The following is a 16,788-nucleotide window of genomic DNA, read 5'->3' as shown; positions in this document are numbered from 1 at the left end:
ATAAGCCCTTTCTTATTCTTTCATTACAATCCATTTGTTTGTTCTACTATATTTCTTTGGAGAAGTACCAAGGATTAAAGGAACCGCATCCAATTCCTTTCGCCGAAAGCCCGCTGTGTAAAAATAAGAAGAAGATATAGGCGTATCCTGATCCGATATTGAGGCAAGTACTTTTAATACATTTTGCAAATGTTTCCGATTATCCCCATTTTTTATATGCAATAACCCGTTATCTTTTACACTATTGATCCATACTTCAAATGAACAGTTTTGCATAAGAAGTTGTTTACATATACCCGCCGTTAATTCGATTAGTTCTTCTGTATCATTTCGCAAAGAAATACCACTTTTATTTTGTAAGTTGAGATAAATTGCGTATTTATCTGATTGCGTTCGCTCATATTTTTTCGCGGTTATCGTCCCTGTTTTCGCTGTTGCACTCCAGTGGATGGAACGAAAATCTTCGTTTTCATAAGACTTCACTCCCATTACTTTCGTTTCATCATATAGCGGTGAAGACATCGCTTTTCGAAATCCTCGTGACCATTCTTGTAATTCAGGAACTTGTATTTTTGGAACAGCTGGTAAGACTAAATAGGAGGGCGTATCAACTTGTTTATATGTGATATGGTTCGTTATAAATCCAAAGAGATCAGTAATAACAATTTCAACCTCTTCCCATTTCGCAATGCCTCTTTTTAATGCCACAGCTTGTAAATCAAATGAAACTGACTCTCTTCCTTTTAAATTAAAATTCATATAATAATTTGAACCTGTACTATTATTTTTATTTATTTCATCATGATTCCAAGTTATCTTATTTTCACATTTAAATCGGAATACAACATTAAAAATAGGGAAAATTGATTTGTTTGAAATTTTTATTTTGCACCTGTTCGTTTCACCGATAAAAACATTCGAATTTCCTTGATCGTATTCCCAGTTAACACGAGATACTTTACGTATATAAACATGCATAGCACCTATTAAAATTACATACAAAAATACGAGAGATAATATGAGTAGATTACTTGAAAATACACATAAAATAACGGCTACAACTGACATAACTCCCATTACGAAAGGCTCCGCTAAAGGTGTATACACAAGTTGTTGATTCATCGTACATTCTCCACTGGCACACTAATCGTATGAAGAATTTCTTTCATGATTTGTTCTTTTGTTGTTTTCATCTCCCCCTCAATCGTTAACGTTAAACGATGAGCGCATATAGATGCAGCAAGTATCTTTATATCATCTGGCGTACAGTAATCTCTTTCATTTAATATAGCCCGTGCTTGAATCGCTCTCATAAATGCCAACGTCCCCCGCGGACTTACACCAATTTCAATTAGCTCATGCTTACGCGTTGCCTCAATAATTTCAAGAAGATAATCTTGCACATCATTTCCTACTAACACTTCTCTTGCACGTTTTTGCATCATAATAATTTCTTCACTTGAAATAATAGAGTGTAATGTTTCTAACGGATCATTCATTTGAAACCGATTCATCATTTCCTTTTCAGCTTCTCTCGTAGGATAACCTTGGCAAATCGTAAGTAAAAATCGGTCTAATTGAGCATCCGGTAAAGGAAATGTACCAGCAGATTCAAGCGGATTTTGCGTTGCAATTACTAAAAAAGGTTCGGGTAATGAATGTGTCTGTTTCGCAATCGTAACAGTACGCTCTTCCATAACTTCCAGTAATGAAGATTGCGTTCTCGGTACAGCCCGATTAATTTCATCCACTAATACTATATTTGCAAAAATAGGACCTAACCTCGTTTTAAAATCCGATTCCTTCACATTAAAATATTCAAGACCAATAACATCTCCGGGCAAAGTATCCGCTGTAAATTGTATTCTTTGAAATTTTGCGTCCACGCTTTTAGCCAAACTTTTCGCTAGTGTTGTTTTTCCTGTCCCCGGTACATCTTCTAATAAAATATGTCCTTTTGCTATTAGAGCAATGGCTGCAAGTTCTATGGATTCATTTTTTCCTATAATAACTTTCGAAATATTATTAGTGATTTTCTTTAATATGTTCATATATTTATCCCCTGCCTTTATTTATTCAGAAAATTAAGAATTATATTTTTCCAAATTATAACACATACCGATAAAAGTAAATATATTCCTATCAAAATAAAAAAGATGACCTTAGCACTATAAGCTAAAGTCATCTTTTTTTATCTCATTATTTTACTAATTCTCCATTATAAGCTTTTATATCAAGTGGAGCAGTTAAATACTGTTTTGCTTTGCTAACGAAAGATGTGAAATGTTCACTCGTATTATGACTCGCAACTGCCTCTTCATCCTTCCATACTTCTACCATCGTATAAACACTTTCTTTTTCTGTATCTTTATATAAGTCATAAGATACATTTCCACTTTCTTCTCTTGAACCATGAAGTAGTGGTTGAATTTCTTCTAAAAATGATTGTTGTTTCGCTGGATTTACTTGAAATATTGCGTGAATAATAATCATGGTGTTTCCCCTTTCATATTCCACTTATTTCTTTAAAATTACTTCCACTCTGCAACTTTTTCAATTGGAAGACGTACTGATTGGTAACCACTGTCAGCAGCTTTTCCGACTGAAATTAACATTACTGGTACGTAACGTTCTTTATCTAATCCGAACGCTTCAGCGATTTGGTCTTTCTCAAAACCACCAATTGGACAAGTGTCATAGCCGTGAGCACGAGCTGCTAGCATAAATTGCATTGCTACAAGACCACCGTCAATTAGTACTGTGTCTTTCATTACTTCTGGTGTAACCATTGAGAAATAAGCTGAAAGTTTTTTTATTTGGTCTTCTTTTACTTCAGCTGGCATAAGTCCGCGCTCTACTGCTGTACCATAAATTTCTTCTGCGTTATCAAAGTTGTTTAAATCACCAAATAAAGCGATCATCGCTGAAGATGTTTCTACTTGTGATTGATTGAATTTCGCAAGCGGTGCAAGTGTTGCTTTTGCTTCGTCACTTTCAATCACTAAAAATCTCCATGGTTGCATGTTTACTGAAGATGGTGCAAGTGTTGCTTCAGTAAGAATTTCTGTCATTTCTTCTTTACTAATTTTCACTGATGTGTCGTATTTACGAATTGAACGACGTCCTGTTAAAATTTCGTTAAAATCATTTGTTTTTACTGAGTTAGTCATAGCTGTATTCTCCCTTTTTATAATTCTTTTATATTTTCTTGAATGTGATTTAACATATTTAAAAGATTATCGCGTTCTTCCTCACTTAATCCTTTAAATGCAGATGCTGCAAAACGTTCTTTTTCCTCTTGAAACGCTTGAATTTTATTTCGTCCCTCTTCAGTTAGAGAAACTAACGTAATTCTGTTATCATCTGGATTTTTACGTCTTACAATCATTTCATTAGCCTCAAGCTGCTTTAAATGCCTCGTAATCGCCGCATTATCAATATTCACTTCTTGTTGAAGTGCTTTTTGACTAATTTCACCTACTTCATATAACTGAAGTATAAGCTCTAATCGAGACTGGCTCATACCCGTACACCCTTCAAATTTCGAACTTACTTCTTTATTTAGAAAGTGTAATTTATATAAAATAATCGCTTCTTTTGAGCATGAACTTGTCAAACTATCCCTCCTTTACATACAAAACAAAAATATTTGATATATCAATAGTTGATATATCAAATAATATAATCTATATCGATTTAGATTGCAAGCTTTTTGTTTTCATTTTTATTTTTCCAAATTAAGGCGCTTTACAACGTTACAAAAAATGTAAATTACATTATAATAGTAATAATTTAAATGACTGGAGAGTGATTGTAATGCGGCAATACACAAATAGAAATGAGGAAATGAAAATGGAAAATGAAATGAGGATATTTATATATGACAACAATAAATATAGGGATTGTCGCGCACGTAGACGCTGGCAAGACGAGTTTGACTGAGCGTATTCTTTATGAAACGAATGTGATTAAAGAAATTGGCCGAGTAGATAGTGGTAATACACAAACTGACTCAATGGAATTAGAAAGGCAGCGCGGCATTACGATTAAAGCATCTGTCGTTTCTTTCTACATCAATGACTTAAAAGTAAATGTAATTGATACACCTGGACACGCTGATTTCATCGCTGAAGTGGAGCGATCATTCCGCGTTCTAGACGGTGCAATTTTAGTTATTTCTGCCGTTGAAGGTGTGCAAGCACAAACAAAAATTTTAATGCGAACATTACAGAAACTAAACATACCGACTATTTTATTCGTTAATAAAATAGACCGTAGTGGCGCAAATACAGAAAAAGTCGTGAAACAAATAAAAGCGATTCTTTCGAATAATGCTTTCCCCTTCTACTCTGCGCCAAACGAAGGAACAAAGGAAGCTCGTATTATCGAATATAAATCATATGAAGATTGTATAGAACGATTAGCGCCATATAATGAATCACTGCTTGCATCATATGTCAATAATGAAATAATTCCGGATGCACTATTAAGAAACGAACTAGAAAAGCAAATACAGCAAGCAAATGTGTACCCTATCTTTTTCGGTTCAGCAATGACGGGTATAGGTGTAACTGAACTGCTCGAAAATATTCCGTCCTTATTTCCAGCTAATAAGTCGGCAGAAAATGAAATATTATCCGGTATTGTATTTAAAATTGAACGTGAACCTTCTGGGGAAAAGATTGCATATGTAAGAGTTTTTTCTGGTAGCTTACACGTTAGAAAATATGTTGATATACAACGTGATGATGCTCTGGCACATAAAGAAAAGATTAAGAAAATATGCATGTTTCATAACGGAAATGCTATTCAATCTTCTTCCGTTTCTAGCGGAGAATTTTGCAAAGTGTGGGGACTGAGTGATATTAAAATTGGTGATATTATCGGTGAACGAACGGATTATATAAAAGACATTCACTTTGCCGAACCACAAATGGAAGCTGCTATTGAAGCATTACAAAAAGAGAGAATTCATGATTTATACGCTGCTCTTATGGAACTAAGTGAAGAAGATCCGCTCATTCAAGTGTGGAAAGACGATGTTCATAATGAACTATACATTCGCCTTTTCGGTGAAGTACAAAAAGAAGTGATCGAAACAATACTTCATGATAAATATAATTTACAGGTTACTTTCTCAAATACACGAGTTGTCTGTATTGAGAAACCAATTGGCATTGGGAATTCCGTTGAAATAATGGGAGAAAAAACGAATCCATTTTACGCAACAGTCGGATTCAAAGTTGAACGTGGTAAACTTAATTCTGGTATAAAATATACATTAGGCGTTGAACTCGGATCACTACCTTTAGCATTTCATAAAGCGATTGAAGATACGGTATTTCAAACGTTAAAACAAGGATTATATGGATGGGGAGTTACAGATATTATCGTCACGTTAACGCATACTGGTTATGCTAGTCCTGTTACAACAGCGAGTGACTTTAGAAACTTAACACCTCTCGTTTTAATGGATGCTTTAAAGAAAGCTGAAACATATGTATATGAACCAGTAAATGAGTTTGAATTAACTGTACCGGAGCACGCAATTAGTACTGCAATGTATAAACTCGCTGCCGTTCCAGCAACTTTTGCAGAGCCTATATTCAATAACAATTCTTATCAGCTAACAGGATCATTACCTGTTGCGAAAACAGAGAGTTTCAAACGAATACTACATTCATTTACAGAAGGAGAAGGCATATTTACAACGAAGCCAGCTGGTTTCACAAAGCTTATGGCTCCCTTCCCTACTCGAAAACGTGTTGATTATAATCCGCTGAACCGAAAAGATTATTTGCTTCATGTGTTGAAGGCTTATTAGAACATATTAATAACAAAAAGCGTCCACTAGCATGAAATGTGGGCGCTTCTTTTTTGCAATTCATATTATGGTAACGCTGGTTCAAACTCTCCAGTGATTGTTTGATATCCATTATTGTTCTCATATTCCTGTTTCCGCTCTAACCCGAATTTTTCTAAAATAGGAAGATCATTTGTTGAAAATACATAACTATTTTCTAGTGCAACGTGTTCGTGCCATGCCCAGTTTGGTACGACAAAGAAATCTCCTTTAGACCAGTCGAAGCGAACGCCATTAATTATCGTATATCCTGATCCTTCATGCACATGATAGATTGATGCATGTGTATGGCGATGCGCTTTTCCTTTGAATCCCTTCGGTAATTTTTGCATCCAAGCTGCAATCGTTGGACACGCTGTTTCACCATTCGATGGATTTATATATTCAACCGCATAACCATCGTATGCATCTGGTTCAAAACGACTTAGTCCGTTAAGCGCCACTTCCGTCCCTGCCCATTTATAAGAACTAAGTGGAGCTTTCTTTACATATCGGTCCGAAATTGGTCGAACCATTCCGCCTTCATAACGCTGAGCAGTATAATTGTCCGGCACATTAGGCTGTTCAATTTTTTCTGGATATGGCTCGAAGAACGTACCGCCAAGATAATAAATGGTCGGAATATCAAGGCAATCCATCCAAATCATCGGTTTGTCACCTGTATGACCATGTCCATGCCAAAGGCCATTTGGCGTTGTTAAGAAGTCACCCCGTTCCATGAAAATACGTTCTCCTTGAACAATTGAATATGCTCCTTCTCCTTCCATGACAAATCTCAAAGCATTCTGGACATGTCTGTGTGATGGAGCAGTTTCACCGGGTTGTATTAATTGAACCGCTGCATATAACGTTTGTGTAGTCGATGCCCATCCCCACGGTTTTCTATAATTAAGTCCCGGGTTTTGTAAGTAGATGGCCCGGCGTTCTCCCCCTCGGTCTGGTGTAAATATTTGCGTTGCTTCCGTTAACTTTTTTTGGAGCAATTCAGATTTCCAAAGGTATGCTTGTGCATGAGGTTCCGGTGTATGTTTCATTAAATCTGGGATTGCGTTCCATAGCGGGCCAAGATGGTATTGTTCGATATCACGATTGAAATCTTGTACAAGGTCACTTTCAAAAAAAGCATTTTTTTCCGCCATTTTATTTGCCTCCTTTATCGTTCATTAAACTTACTTAAATTCCGCTCGATTTGTTTATAATGCTTTTCTGTATGTTCTACGATGAGGTGATTCACAATAAAATCAATCGACTTATTATTAAAACGAGGATTACGACTTGGAGCCTGAATATTCAACTCGTCTTCTGTTAATGTGCTTAGTACATTTTCTATAGTGAGTGGTATTAAAGAAATTTGCTGAATGACTTCTTCTATAGATTGCTTACGAATATTCTCTTCTGAAACTGCTTGCAGGCGCACTTCATCTGTTAAACCACGACCCCATAAATTTTCATGATTTACTTTAATATTGCTAATTTCTTTCGCCCAATACGGAATAGATTCCGCTACATGTGTAATGATCTGCATAATTGACCATTCATCTTCTGAAGGTTTCCAGTAGATGATTTCCTCTGGTAAAGGCTTAACAATCGTTTTTATCTTATTGATTGATTCATGAATAGACTCGGTCGCGTGGACTTGTAAGTTTTTCGTCATAGTACTGGCACCTCTAACTTTTGTCTCACTTTATTTTCTAGTACACCTACTCCATCAACTTCGATTCGAACGATATCTCCATCTTTAAGAAATACTTGCGGATTACGTGCAACTCCTACACCACCTGGCGTACCTGTTAAAATGACGTCCCCTGGCTCTAGTGTCATTAGACCGGATAAAAACGAAACGAGATATTGTACCGAGAATACTAAATTAGCAGTATTAGACTGTTGACGTTTCTCTCCATTTACCGTTAATACAATTTCCAAACCAGATGGGTTCTTTAATTCATCTGAAGTAATTAACCATGGTCCCATTGGAGCACTTCCTTCAACAGTCTTCCCTTGAAGCCATTGAATTGTACGGCGCTGAATATCACGATAAGTAATATCATTTACAATTGTGTAACCAGCTACATATTGGAGGGCATCTTCTTCTGAAATATTACGAGCACGCTTTCCAATTACAAAAGCAAATTCAGCTTCATAATCTAATTGTTCTGAAATTGGATAAAATGGAATATCATCTTGCGGACCGACTACTGTATTCGCAAACTTTGCAAAGATAACCGGAAAAGCAGGTAATTCTCGTTTCATTTCCAAAATATGTTCACGATAATTGTGACCTACACATATAATTTTTCCTGGCGAAGGTACTGGAGCCTCAATCTTCACTTCACCTTCTTCAAATACCAATTTTTCTTTATGGTTTTTCATAAGTGCATAATCGATCGCTTCTTTTGCTAGATTCATACTTTCTGATCCACCTTGTAAAAACCCATTCATATCCTTTGGTATATACGCCTCTGCAATTTGAGTGGCCCGAAGGTTTCCCTCACTTGTCAGTTTTGCTTTATAAGCAGCATGTAAATCAATCAAATTCCCGTTTTCTAAAGCTGCAACTCTCGTTTCTCCATTATGTGTAAAAGTAACAAGTTTCATAGTAATCTCCCTTTCCTCTAAATAATTGAAAGTTCTACCGTCTCAAATAATCGAGAACAATGATAGCGTATAACTTTCCCGCCCCACTTTTTGTTATAAAAGATAAAAAGTATTTCGCTCTGGACCAATTGGTATATGTCCCAATTCTAATAACTCTACTATAGGCAGAAACTCATTTTTTTCTTCAGCTAATTCAGCAGCACATGCAACAGTACTTATATACATCGCATGCCCAACTAGAAATTTCACTACTTTTTCCTCACTGAAATGTTTGAACGCTTCTTTATAAACACCATGAAAAATTGCTTCTGGCACTTTATCTACAACATCTATAAGAAGTTTTTCGTTACCTACACTTATAATTTTTTCTTTCAACTGATCCGGTACTTCTGCTAGCATCCCCCATAAATCATTATCCTCAAATGAAATTCGTTCAATTGTCTCACTTAATTGGTTTCTTGAAATCCATTTAATTTCATATTCACTAATGTGTAGAGCACGCATAAATTGATCTATTTTTTTCTCAGCCTCTACATTTTGCTTTCCAATGTCGCTATACCAGTTCATCGTCATTAACCGCTCAATCATTCCATTTGTAGAACGGGCATGGGAACCATACTTTTCTTCATTTATGAATTGAGACAAAGCCATTTCTTATCGCTCCTTTCACATTACTTATCTAATTTTTTATCATTTTAATATTTTGTCGTCAGTTCAGGAGGTCCAAATTTCGGTCCATATGGTCCTTCGTCTAGCCATCTTCCAAGCCTCGGAACGATAGATACTAGCGAAGCAGCAATGTCACGTTTCATATTCATTTCAGGAGAACTCCCTTGAAGATGGTGAAGTGCTGTAGTTGATGCATCGCGGTTCCACTGCGCTGCAATTCGGCGTTCTTTTGCAGCTGCTTCAATTGCTTCTACTCGCTCTTCTTCAGAATGAGAATGTAGTGCTTTCTCAATTCCTCTTGCAGCAAGAACAGCATCTGGAATACCAGAATTTAATCCACGTGCTCCGAATGGGGCAAATAAGTGTGCTGCTTCTCCAGCTAGAAGAACACGACGTTTTTCGTCAGTAAACGAATTTGCCACTACTTGATGGAAACGATAAGAAGACACCCACGTAATTCTCTCCGCATATTTAGCATCCATGACTTTCGGCAACCATTTCTTTACACTTTCCATATTTGTATAATCATCTGGATTATCTGATTCAAGCAGTTGTAAATCGATACGCCACCCGCCTTTAAACGGAACAAACATTACATTTCTTCCTTCCATAGCTGGATGCTGATAATGGAATATTCTTTCTAAAGGAAGTGGATCTGTTTCATCTTCTTTTGCATCCACAACAATAAAAGTATCTGCTGTACGTGGGCCTTCAAACGTTAATCCAGCTTCTTCTCTTACGATGGAACGTGCTCCATCACATCCAATTACATACTGCGCCTTTAAGATTTCGTCATTTGTGATTGTTAGTTCTACTCCAGAATCTGTAATGTGTAACTTCTTGACCGGGGCATCCCAAAGGAATTCAACACCTTCTTTTATACACGCCTCATACATATGTTTTTCAATTTCATCTTGATGTAGTGCTGTGAAATGAGGTAATCGGTTAAACTTAAGGTTTTCATCCTTACCGTAATCTCTTACATATACTTCTTTCCCCTTATAAAACGTTCGTTTTACCGGCCAAATAATTCCGTTACGAGCAAGCGCGAAACCGAGGCCTTCTGCCGTTTCCTCTAGTAGTTTTAACGAAGCACTATGCAAATAAATTGCTCTACTTCCTGGACGTGGTCTTCCATATGAATCTGCCTCAATTACTAACGTTGATATCCCTTTCTTTTGTAATGCAAGTCCTGCTACAAGTCCGACTGGTCCCGCCCCAACTACAATGGCATCATATGTTTTTTCTTTTCCCATCACTATCTCCCCTTTATTAACAATTTCTCGTTACGGTATCCTTACTCGTTCTTCTTTAACTTTCTACAGTTTTTATCTCTGGCATCATCTTCTGCCGAATATATCCAGGTATCGGTTGCGCTTTTACTTTTTCTTTAAAAGAGGTCCATGCACGAGTTTCATAGCCTTCTGCCACAACCTGTTCTCCTTTTACAAAAACATGCTGAATTGTAAAAACTTTATTATGCAATTCGTTCACAGTACTTTTCACAATTACTTGATCTTCAAAACGAAGAGGTGACTTAAATTGACATTTTGCTTCTAATAAGGGCAAACCAATTTGTTGTTCTTCGTAAAGTTCAACCGAAGGAAAACCAATTTTTTTAAAATACTCATGAGTTGCTTCATCCATCCATTTATAAAAATTAGGATAATACACAATGCCTGCCGCATCTGTATCTCCCCATCTCACTTGAAAAGTATACTCTTCCATTATTTCTTCGCCCCTATCTATTAAACTGTCGGACTAATATTTGAAGATACTTGTTCTTTCAATTTCAATTTTTGAATTTTCCCACTTGCAGTAACAGGAAATTCATCTGTAAAGATCACTTTCTCTGGTAGTTTATAAATTGCCATTCTTTCTTTAAGGTAGATTTTTATTTCTTCTTCCGTACTTATTTCCCCGTTCTTTAATCGTATGACCGCACAGGCAACTTCCCCTAGCACTTTATCTGGAAGGCCTATAACAGCTGCTTCGATTACTTTTGGATGTTTCATAATGACTGCTTCAATTTCCTGAGGATAAACGTTAAGTCCACCCCTTATAATCATCTCTTTCTTTCGTCCTACGAACCTTAAATAACCTTGAGAATCAAGTGTGCCTAAATCTCCTGAATAATACCAGTCTTCATTATCTAAAACCTGATTTGTCTGTTCAGGCATATTATAATAACCTTTCATTACTCCAAATCCTTTAACTGCAATTTCTCCTACTTCTCCTGGCGGGAGCGCTACTCTATTTTCATCTACAATTTTTAATGTTACTCCTGGGATTGCCTTTCCGAGAGTTTCTGTTATGTTCTCCTTTGTATCATCATACGAGGTCATCGTAATCGAAACCGTTTCAGTTATCCCAAATGACTGACAAAGGTTAATGCCCATCCGTTCACGAATCTCCGTCACTGTTTTTGCTGGAATAGGTGCTGCGCCAACTAACCCGGCACGTAATGAAGATAAATTATATTTATCAAAGTCCTCTAACTCTAGTTCCTTTATAAACATAGTTGGTACACCTTTTTGGATGGTTACCTTTTCTTGTTCAATTAATTGTAAAGTTTCGCGTGGGTGGAATTTTTCTTGTAAAATAATCCGTCCCCCCATCGCTACGGCGCAAAGCATATTAATTGCCATACCGAAAATATGAAATAGTGGTGCTGAAATAATGAATACATCCTTTTGTGTACAATGCAGCTCTGTTCCTATCGTTCTTGCAGATTGTACAACGGCACGATGTGTAACCATTACACCTTTTGGAGTTCCCGTCGTCCCTGACGTATATAAAATACAAAACAAATCATCGTTCACATTTATATGAACTGGTTCAATATCCATTTTTTCTGTACGAATTAACTCCTCATACGGACAGTAATTCTCTTGTGAAAACCGTACTGTAATAACCTTTTGTACTTTATTAACGACTTTTTCAAAACCAAAATTCTTTTCAAATTCCCCTGAAGCTATTAATAGTTTTGGAGCTGAACTTTCCAATATATACTCAATTTCATATGATTTATATTTTGGGTTAAATGGAACAATTATTGCTCCTAATTTCGCAGCTGCAAAATATATAACTACTGTTTCGGACCAGTTTGGTAGAGATACTGCGATACGGTCTGCTTTACCTACTCCTAGTCTCTTAAATGCTGTAGCCAAACAATCTACTTCATATTTCAATTGTTTATATGTAATACGTCTCGTTAAATCATATATTGCTTCTTTTTCACCGCAAGATGAACTCACCGTTTCTAATAGTTCATACACCGACAATAAGTTTTTATCCTTTTTCATTTTCCCACTCACTTTCTATCGTCTTACCAACTAGCCCGAATTTTCCACTTTAAGAAACGATGTAGGTAAAACCAGGAAGGACTCTCCCTGGTTTTATCCTTATTACAACGCTTCCCAAATCGCTGCAATTCCTTGCCCTCCGCCAATACAAACAGCAGATACTCCATATTTCTTATTTCTTCTTCTTAATTCATAAATTAAGGATAGAGAAATTCTCGTTCCACTCGCAGCAAGTGGATGACCTATCGCAATTGCTCCACCGTTTACATTCGCTTTATTAAGATCGAACCCTAATTCTTTTTGACAAGCTAAGTACTGCGCAGAAAATGCTTCATTAATTTCAATCAAATCTAAGTCTGCCAAAGTTAAATTTGCTTTTTCTAATGCACTTTGAATGGCTGGAACTGGACCGATTCCCATATACTTCGGTTCTACTCCTACAACAGCCCAAGAAACGAGCTTAGCAATTGGTTGTAATTCTCTATCTTTTGCAAAGTCGCTCGATGCTAAAACAACTGCGGCTGCACCGTCCACCATACCGCTTGCACTACCAGGAGTTACGACACCATTTTCCACAAAACGAGGTTTTAACTTTGCAAGTTTTTCTAGACTCGTATGACGGATATGCTCATCCTCTTCAATGACCTGTTCTCCTTTTCTTCCTTTCACTGTTACTGGAACAATCTCTTCTTTGAAATACCCTTTTTCCCTTGCTAAAAGAGCTCGTTCATGACTCGATAGTGCATGCTGATCTACTTCTTCTCTCGTTAAGTTATATTTTGCAGCTAAGTTTTCAGCCGTTTCTCCCATCGTACATTTACCATACGTATCATACAGACCATCCCACAACCAATCTTCTATTACCGGACCGCCGAGTGGACTTCCCCATCTCATTCCAGGTATTACATGTGGAACTTGGCTCATATTCTCTGTTCCTCCGGCAAGCGCAACATCTGCTTCCCCGCTAAGAATATAACGAGCTGCTGTTAAAATAGATTCAACACCAGTTCCGCAAAGACGATTGATCGTCAAAGCTGGTACATGAATAGGCGCTCCGGCTTTTAAACCAACATGTCTTGCCAATAAATGTGCATCTTTACTAGATTGCTGTACATTACCAAATACAACTTGATCAATTTCTTCTGCAGAAATGGCAGCTTTTCGTATTGCTTCCTTAGCAGCAATAGCTCCTAAATCTGTTGCATTTAATCCTCGAAACGATCCAGAAATTTCAGCGAACGGAGTCCTTGCTCCCTCTAATAAAACAATTTCTTTCATATCCTTTTCACCTCATTATTTCCCTAAATAAACTGGTTTTCTTTTTTCAACAAATGCTTGTAATCCTTCTTTACGATCCTCTGTTGCGAAAGCATTCCCAAAGCAGGTGCTTTCGATGATTAAGCCTGTTTCAAGGTCAGCATTACTTCCTACATTTACCGCCGTTTTTAACATTTGAAGTGCTACTGGAGGTTTTTTTGCCAATTTATATGCCCATTCCTTTGCTGCTTCAAATAACTCTTCTGCAGGTACTATTTTGTTGATAATATGTAAATCAAACGCACGCTTCGCATCAAACATGTCTCCGAAATATAGTAATTCTTTCGCTATACCTTGGCCAACAATCTTTTGAAGACGCTGTGTTCCTCCGCCTCCAGGAATAATTCCAAGTCCTACTTCTGGAAAAGCGAATTTTGCTTGATCCGAGCAGATACGTAAGTCACATGCGAGTGCAAGTTCAAAACCACCGCCAAGAGCTAATCCATTTATCGCAGCAATAACTGGTTTTGACATATTTTCAATTTTGCTAAATACCGTTCGTGAAGTTTTATTCATTTTGTTTACACCGACAAGGTCAAGTTCTGCCATTTCATTAATATCAGCACCTGCGACAAATGCTTTCCTTCCGCTTCCTGTAAGAACGATTACTCGTACATCTTCATTTGCTTCTAGTTCACTAAATAGACTGGAAAGTTCATGAAACACTTGTGTATTTAGCGGATTTACAGGTGGTCGATTAATCGTAACAATCGCAACTTTATTTTCAATTTCACAAATTAAAAACTCGTAATTCATAACTTTATCCCCCATTCTTTATTCATAATCATAAAAACCTGCGCCTGTTTTTTTACCATGTCTACCTGCTCTAACTAACTGTTTTAAAAGAAGCGGCGGTGCATATTGATCATTGTTTAATTCTTCTTTAAAGTACTCCATCACATGATAGCCAATGTCTACACCTGCAAAATCTTGTAGTGTAAACGGTCCCATTGGATAATTGAGTCCCAGTGTAACAGCCTTATCAATATCTTCTGCAGACGCAACCCCATCTTCAAGCAATTTAATTGCTTCAATAAATTGCGGAATCATAATTCGATTTACAATAAATCCAGGTGAATCTTTCTTTACTTCAACTGGTTCTTTCGAAAGCTTTTTAGATAACGCTTTCAATTCTTCCACTGTTTCATCACTCGTTTTATAGCCACGAACAACTTCTACAAGTTTCATAAGTTGTGCCGGATTAAAGAAGTGCATACCTGCTACACGATCTGGACGATTCGTCGCTGAAGCAATCTCTGTTATCGACATAGATGAAGTGTTTGTTGCCAATATAACTCCTTCTGGGACGATTCGATCCAGTGCTGCAAACACTTCTCTCTTCAGCTCTAATTTTTCTAACACGGCCTCAATAACTACATCCGCATCTTTCATATCTTCTAAAGCTGTAGTGAGACGAATTCGGCCAAGCGCCTTTTCTTTATCTTCTTCCGTCATTTTTCCTCTCTTAACGCTTTTCGTCATAAAACCATTCATACGTTGCATTGCACTATCTAAATAACGCTCTTCAATATCATGTAAAATAACTGTAAACCCGTGTAATGCTGCTAAATTTGCAATGCCAGAACCCATAGATCCTGCACCGACAATACCAATTGTTTGAATTGACATTCTTTTACCCCCTTGTAATGATTTTTTAAATATTCTGTAAATAAATTATATCTATATCCAAAAAGTTTTTGTATGTACATAGTATAGGAAATACATATATTTCTTTCGTACATTTTGAGGGTATTCATTCCAACTTAAATGGCTTTATTTTCGATCTTCAAAACGGTTCAGTTTTTTTCAAATAAAAAGTGCGCACTTCAAAACACTTGTACTCTATCAGTCGTATTTAATATCGTTTTTCCATGTTTCACCAAATAATACACACCGGCTTCTCTTCTTTCTTCTACTTAGCTCTCTCTGTTTTATTAGATAAACATCCAAACATGGAAGCTGTTAAAGACGCTACTAAGCAAAACAATACAATCTTCTTATATTTGTATTTAGCTTTAAGTATACTCTTTAACTTTGTAAGCGTTTTCTTTATGATTTCAATATAAACTATGGGCTTAGACTAGGGTCAATATCTTTGTTCATATATTTTCTACAAATCAATTTAAGCGTATGTAAAAATATCTTATCACTTCAAAAAAGCATTTAATTGTAGACTTTGTCTAACAATCAAATGCTTTTTATACTTCTATATGTAATTATTCACTTTTCATTATAGGGATCACAATAACATACTGTTCAACTGTTTTTTCTCGATTCTTTATTTCACAAACGTATCGACATAAAACATCTCCGTTTAAATTGTACCCCAGATCCTTCATAATTTGTAACGGTTCATCTAAAACCAATGCTGATAGCGGTTCATTCACACCTTTTTCATATAGATAATGTAAACACTCTCCCATATCAACACGCAACACTGTTTCATCAATTGGTAATTGGTGCTCGTTCATTTTCAGTTCAGAAATTGCCATGACCCAATAACTGTTATCTATATTTTTCACTTTATATTGTTCTAAAGGAATACATAATGCTGGAAACACTGTGGGTAAAAAATCCATCCATTTTTTTAATAGAGGGTTTACACATAACGTCCCTTCATTTAACTGAAAATGCTTAAAAAAACAATACGTTCCAGTCGGTTTAATTATCCATCTCTGTCCTTTCTCTTTATACTCTTTTAATACAATCATAAATTCATTTATTTGTTTTGTTTCTAATTCTAACTGTTTTATCGCTTCATTTTTTTCAGCTATTTTATCATTACATTTCTTCATGATGTCATCATATTCTAAACCGTTAAAAATTGATCCAATCTCTTTAACATGAAACCCCATTTGTCGAAAACTTCTAATTGCTACAAATACGCCGAAATCTTCATATGTATAAAATCTAAAACCGTTATCTTTATCTTTTTGTGGTTTTAGGAATCCTTTCTTTTCATAAAATCGTAAAGCATCTATTGAGAAACCAAATTCCTTCCCTACTTCTCCTATTTTATATTTCTTCATGCCATATCAC

17 protein-coding genes are annotated in these 16,788 nt (G+C 36.3%); 1 reads left to right on the top strand and 16 read right to left on the bottom strand.

Annotated elements, in window-relative coordinates:
* Positions 1-12 precede the first annotated feature (12 nt).
* The 5 genes from DN390_RS08910 to DN390_RS08890 all read right to left on the bottom strand — a co-directional run bounded on the left by DN390_RS08910 (position 13) and on the right by DN390_RS08890 (position 3,616).
* The gene (locus DN390_RS08910) at positions 13-1,122 is read right to left on the bottom strand and encodes a DUF58 domain-containing protein (protein ID WP_147807172.1); all 1,110 of its coding nucleotides are present in this window, start codon (positions 1,120-1,122) and stop codon (positions 13-15) included.
* Complete coding sequence (locus DN390_RS08905) at positions 1,119-2,051, bottom strand: AAA family ATPase (RefSeq protein WP_147807171.1); 933 nt, start codon at positions 2,049-2,051, stop codon at positions 1,119-1,121. Before DN390_RS08905 ends, DN390_RS08910 begins: the two co-directional genes overlap by 4 nt.
* A gap of 148 nt (positions 2,052-2,199) precedes the next feature.
* On the bottom strand, positions 2,200-2,493 hold the full coding sequence (locus DN390_RS08900; protein WP_147807170.1) for a putative quinol monooxygenase: 294 nt from the start codon (positions 2,491-2,493) through the stop codon (positions 2,200-2,202).
* A 38-nt stretch (positions 2,494-2,531) separates the two neighbouring features.
* Positions 2,532-3,170, bottom strand: a complete 639-nt coding sequence (locus tag DN390_RS08895) for a nitroreductase family protein (RefSeq protein WP_147807169.1) — start codon at positions 3,168-3,170, stop codon at positions 2,532-2,534.
* A 17-nt stretch (positions 3,171-3,187) separates the two neighbouring features.
* On the bottom strand, positions 3,188-3,616 hold the full coding sequence (locus DN390_RS08890; RefSeq protein WP_000204172.1) for a MarR family winged helix-turn-helix transcriptional regulator: 429 nt from the start codon (positions 3,614-3,616) through the stop codon (positions 3,188-3,190).
* A gap of 264 nt (positions 3,617-3,880) precedes the next feature.
* Here DN390_RS08890 and DN390_RS08880 point away from each other — a divergent pair, with 264 nt between their 5' ends.
* Positions 3,881-5,824 (top strand): elongation factor G, encoded by a 1,944-nt coding sequence (locus DN390_RS08880; RefSeq protein WP_147807168.1) that lies wholly within the window; start codon positions 3,881-3,883, stop codon positions 5,822-5,824.
* 65 nt (positions 5,825-5,889) lie between these two features.
* On the opposite strand, the gene DN390_RS08875 is transcribed toward DN390_RS08880, so the two are convergent.
* From DN390_RS08875 to DN390_RS08820, 11 genes are all read right to left on the bottom strand, one after another.
* Entirely contained in the window at positions 5,890-7,002 is a 1,113-nt protein-coding gene (locus DN390_RS08875) for a cupin domain-containing protein (RefSeq protein WP_060631345.1), read from the bottom strand.
* 14 nt (positions 7,003-7,016) lie between these two features.
* Positions 7,017-7,517: a DinB family protein gene (locus tag DN390_RS08870; protein ID WP_147807167.1), complete on the bottom strand. Its 501-nt coding sequence runs from the start codon at positions 7,515-7,517 to the stop codon at positions 7,017-7,019.
* Positions 7,514-8,458, bottom strand: coding sequence for a fumarylacetoacetate hydrolase family protein (locus DN390_RS08865; RefSeq protein ID WP_060631347.1), 945 nt, complete (start codon positions 8,456-8,458; stop codon positions 7,514-7,516). The genes DN390_RS08870 and DN390_RS08865 overlap by 4 nt, the downstream gene beginning before the upstream one ends.
* Before the next feature lie 93 nt (positions 8,459-8,551).
* Entirely contained in the window at positions 8,552-9,109 is a 558-nt protein-coding gene (locus DN390_RS08860; protein WP_147807166.1) for a hypothetical protein, read from the bottom strand.
* A 44-nt stretch (positions 9,110-9,153) separates the two neighbouring features.
* On the bottom strand, positions 9,154-10,383 hold the full coding sequence (locus tag DN390_RS08855; protein ID WP_147807165.1) for an FAD-dependent oxidoreductase: 1,230 nt from the start codon (positions 10,381-10,383) through the stop codon (positions 9,154-9,156).
* A gap of 55 nt (positions 10,384-10,438) precedes the next feature.
* Positions 10,439-10,855 carry an acyl-CoA thioesterase gene (locus tag DN390_RS08850; RefSeq protein ID WP_147807164.1) on the bottom strand — a complete coding sequence of 139 codons (417 nt, stop codon included), beginning with the start codon at positions 10,853-10,855 and terminating at the stop codon, positions 10,439-10,441.
* A 20-nt stretch (positions 10,856-10,875) separates the two neighbouring features.
* Positions 10,876-12,432, bottom strand: coding sequence for a class I adenylate-forming enzyme family protein (locus tag DN390_RS08845; RefSeq protein WP_147807163.1), 1,557 nt, complete (start codon positions 12,430-12,432; stop codon positions 10,876-10,878).
* 102 nt (positions 12,433-12,534) lie between these two features.
* Entirely contained in the window at positions 12,535-13,710 is a 1,176-nt protein-coding gene (locus DN390_RS08840) for an acetyl-CoA C-acetyltransferase (protein ID WP_147807162.1), read from the bottom strand.
* A gap of 15 nt (positions 13,711-13,725) precedes the next feature.
* Positions 13,726-14,505 (bottom strand): enoyl-CoA hydratase/isomerase family protein, encoded by a 780-nt coding sequence (locus DN390_RS08835; RefSeq protein WP_147807161.1) that lies wholly within the window; start codon positions 14,503-14,505, stop codon positions 13,726-13,728.
* An 18-nt stretch (positions 14,506-14,523) separates the two neighbouring features.
* Positions 14,524-15,378: a 3-hydroxyacyl-CoA dehydrogenase family protein gene (locus tag DN390_RS08830; protein WP_147807160.1), complete on the bottom strand. Its 855-nt coding sequence runs from the start codon at positions 15,376-15,378 to the stop codon at positions 14,524-14,526.
* 587 nt (positions 15,379-15,965) lie between these two features.
* Positions 15,966-16,778, bottom strand: coding sequence for a MerR family transcriptional regulator (locus DN390_RS08820; RefSeq protein WP_147807159.1), 813 nt, complete (start codon positions 16,776-16,778; stop codon positions 15,966-15,968).
* Positions 16,779-16,788 lie beyond the last annotated feature (10 nt).

The organism is Bacillus sp. SH7-1, from assembly GCF_008042405.1.
Taxonomy (GTDB): domain Bacteria; phylum Bacillota; class Bacilli; order Bacillales; family Bacillaceae_G; genus Bacillus_A; species Bacillus_A thuringiensis_N.
Note: the sequence above shows the minus strand (reverse complement) of the source record. Positions and strands in the feature narration are given on the sequence as shown.

What these genes read in the sequence shown, in the direction of transcription:
- DN390_RS08875 (WP_060631345.1), bottom strand. Translation starts at nt 7,002, where the DNA reads ATGGCGGAAAAAAATGCTTTTTTTGAAAGTGACCTTGTACAAGATTTC.
- DN390_RS08860 (WP_147807166.1), bottom strand. Translation starts at nt 9,109, where the DNA reads ATGGCTTTGTCTCAATTCATAAATGAAGAAAAGTATGGTTCCCATGCC.
- DN390_RS08840 (WP_147807162.1), bottom strand. Translation starts at nt 13,710, where the DNA reads ATGAAAGAAATTGTTTTATTAGAGGGAGCAAGGACTCCGTTCGCTGAA.
- DN390_RS08870 (WP_147807167.1), bottom strand. Translation starts at nt 7,517, where the DNA reads ATGACGAAAAACTTACAAGTCCACGCGACCGAGTCTATTCATGAATCA.
- DN390_RS08835 (WP_147807161.1), bottom strand. Translation starts at nt 14,505, where the DNA reads ATGAATTACGAGTTTTTAATTTGTGAAATTGAAAATAAAGTTGCGATT.
- DN390_RS08910 (WP_147807172.1), bottom strand. Translation starts at nt 1,122, where the DNA reads ATGAATCAACAACTTGTGTATACACCTTTAGCGGAGCCTTTCGTAATG.
- DN390_RS08830 (WP_147807160.1), bottom strand. Translation starts at nt 15,378, where the DNA reads ATGTCAATTCAAACAATTGGTATTGTCGGTGCAGGATCTATGGGTTCT.
- DN390_RS08865 (WP_060631347.1), bottom strand. Translation starts at nt 8,458, where the DNA reads ATGAAACTTGTTACTTTTACACATAATGGAGAAACGAGAGTTGCAGCT.
- DN390_RS08895 (WP_147807169.1), bottom strand. Translation starts at nt 3,170, where the DNA reads ATGACTAACTCAGTAAAAACAAATGATTTTAACGAAATTTTAACAGGA.
- DN390_RS08880 (WP_147807168.1), top strand. Translation starts at nt 3,881, where the DNA reads ATGACAACAATAAATATAGGGATTGTCGCGCACGTAGACGCTGGCAAG.
- DN390_RS08855 (WP_147807165.1), bottom strand. Translation starts at nt 10,383, where the DNA reads ATGGGAAAAGAAAAAACATATGATGCCATTGTAGTTGGGGCGGGACCA.
- DN390_RS08900 (WP_147807170.1), bottom strand. Translation starts at nt 2,493, where the DNA reads ATGATTATTATTCACGCAATATTTCAAGTAAATCCAGCGAAACAACAA.
- DN390_RS08905 (WP_147807171.1), bottom strand. Translation starts at nt 2,051, where the DNA reads ATGAACATATTAAAGAAAATCACTAATAATATTTCGAAAGTTATTATA.
- DN390_RS08820 (WP_147807159.1), bottom strand. Translation starts at nt 16,778, where the DNA reads ATGAAGAAATATAAAATAGGAGAAGTAGGGAAGGAATTTGGTTTCTCA.
- DN390_RS08850 (WP_147807164.1), bottom strand. Translation starts at nt 10,855, where the DNA reads ATGGAAGAGTATACTTTTCAAGTGAGATGGGGAGATACAGATGCGGCA.
- DN390_RS08845 (WP_147807163.1), bottom strand. Translation starts at nt 12,432, where the DNA reads ATGAAAAAGGATAAAAACTTATTGTCGGTGTATGAACTATTAGAAACG.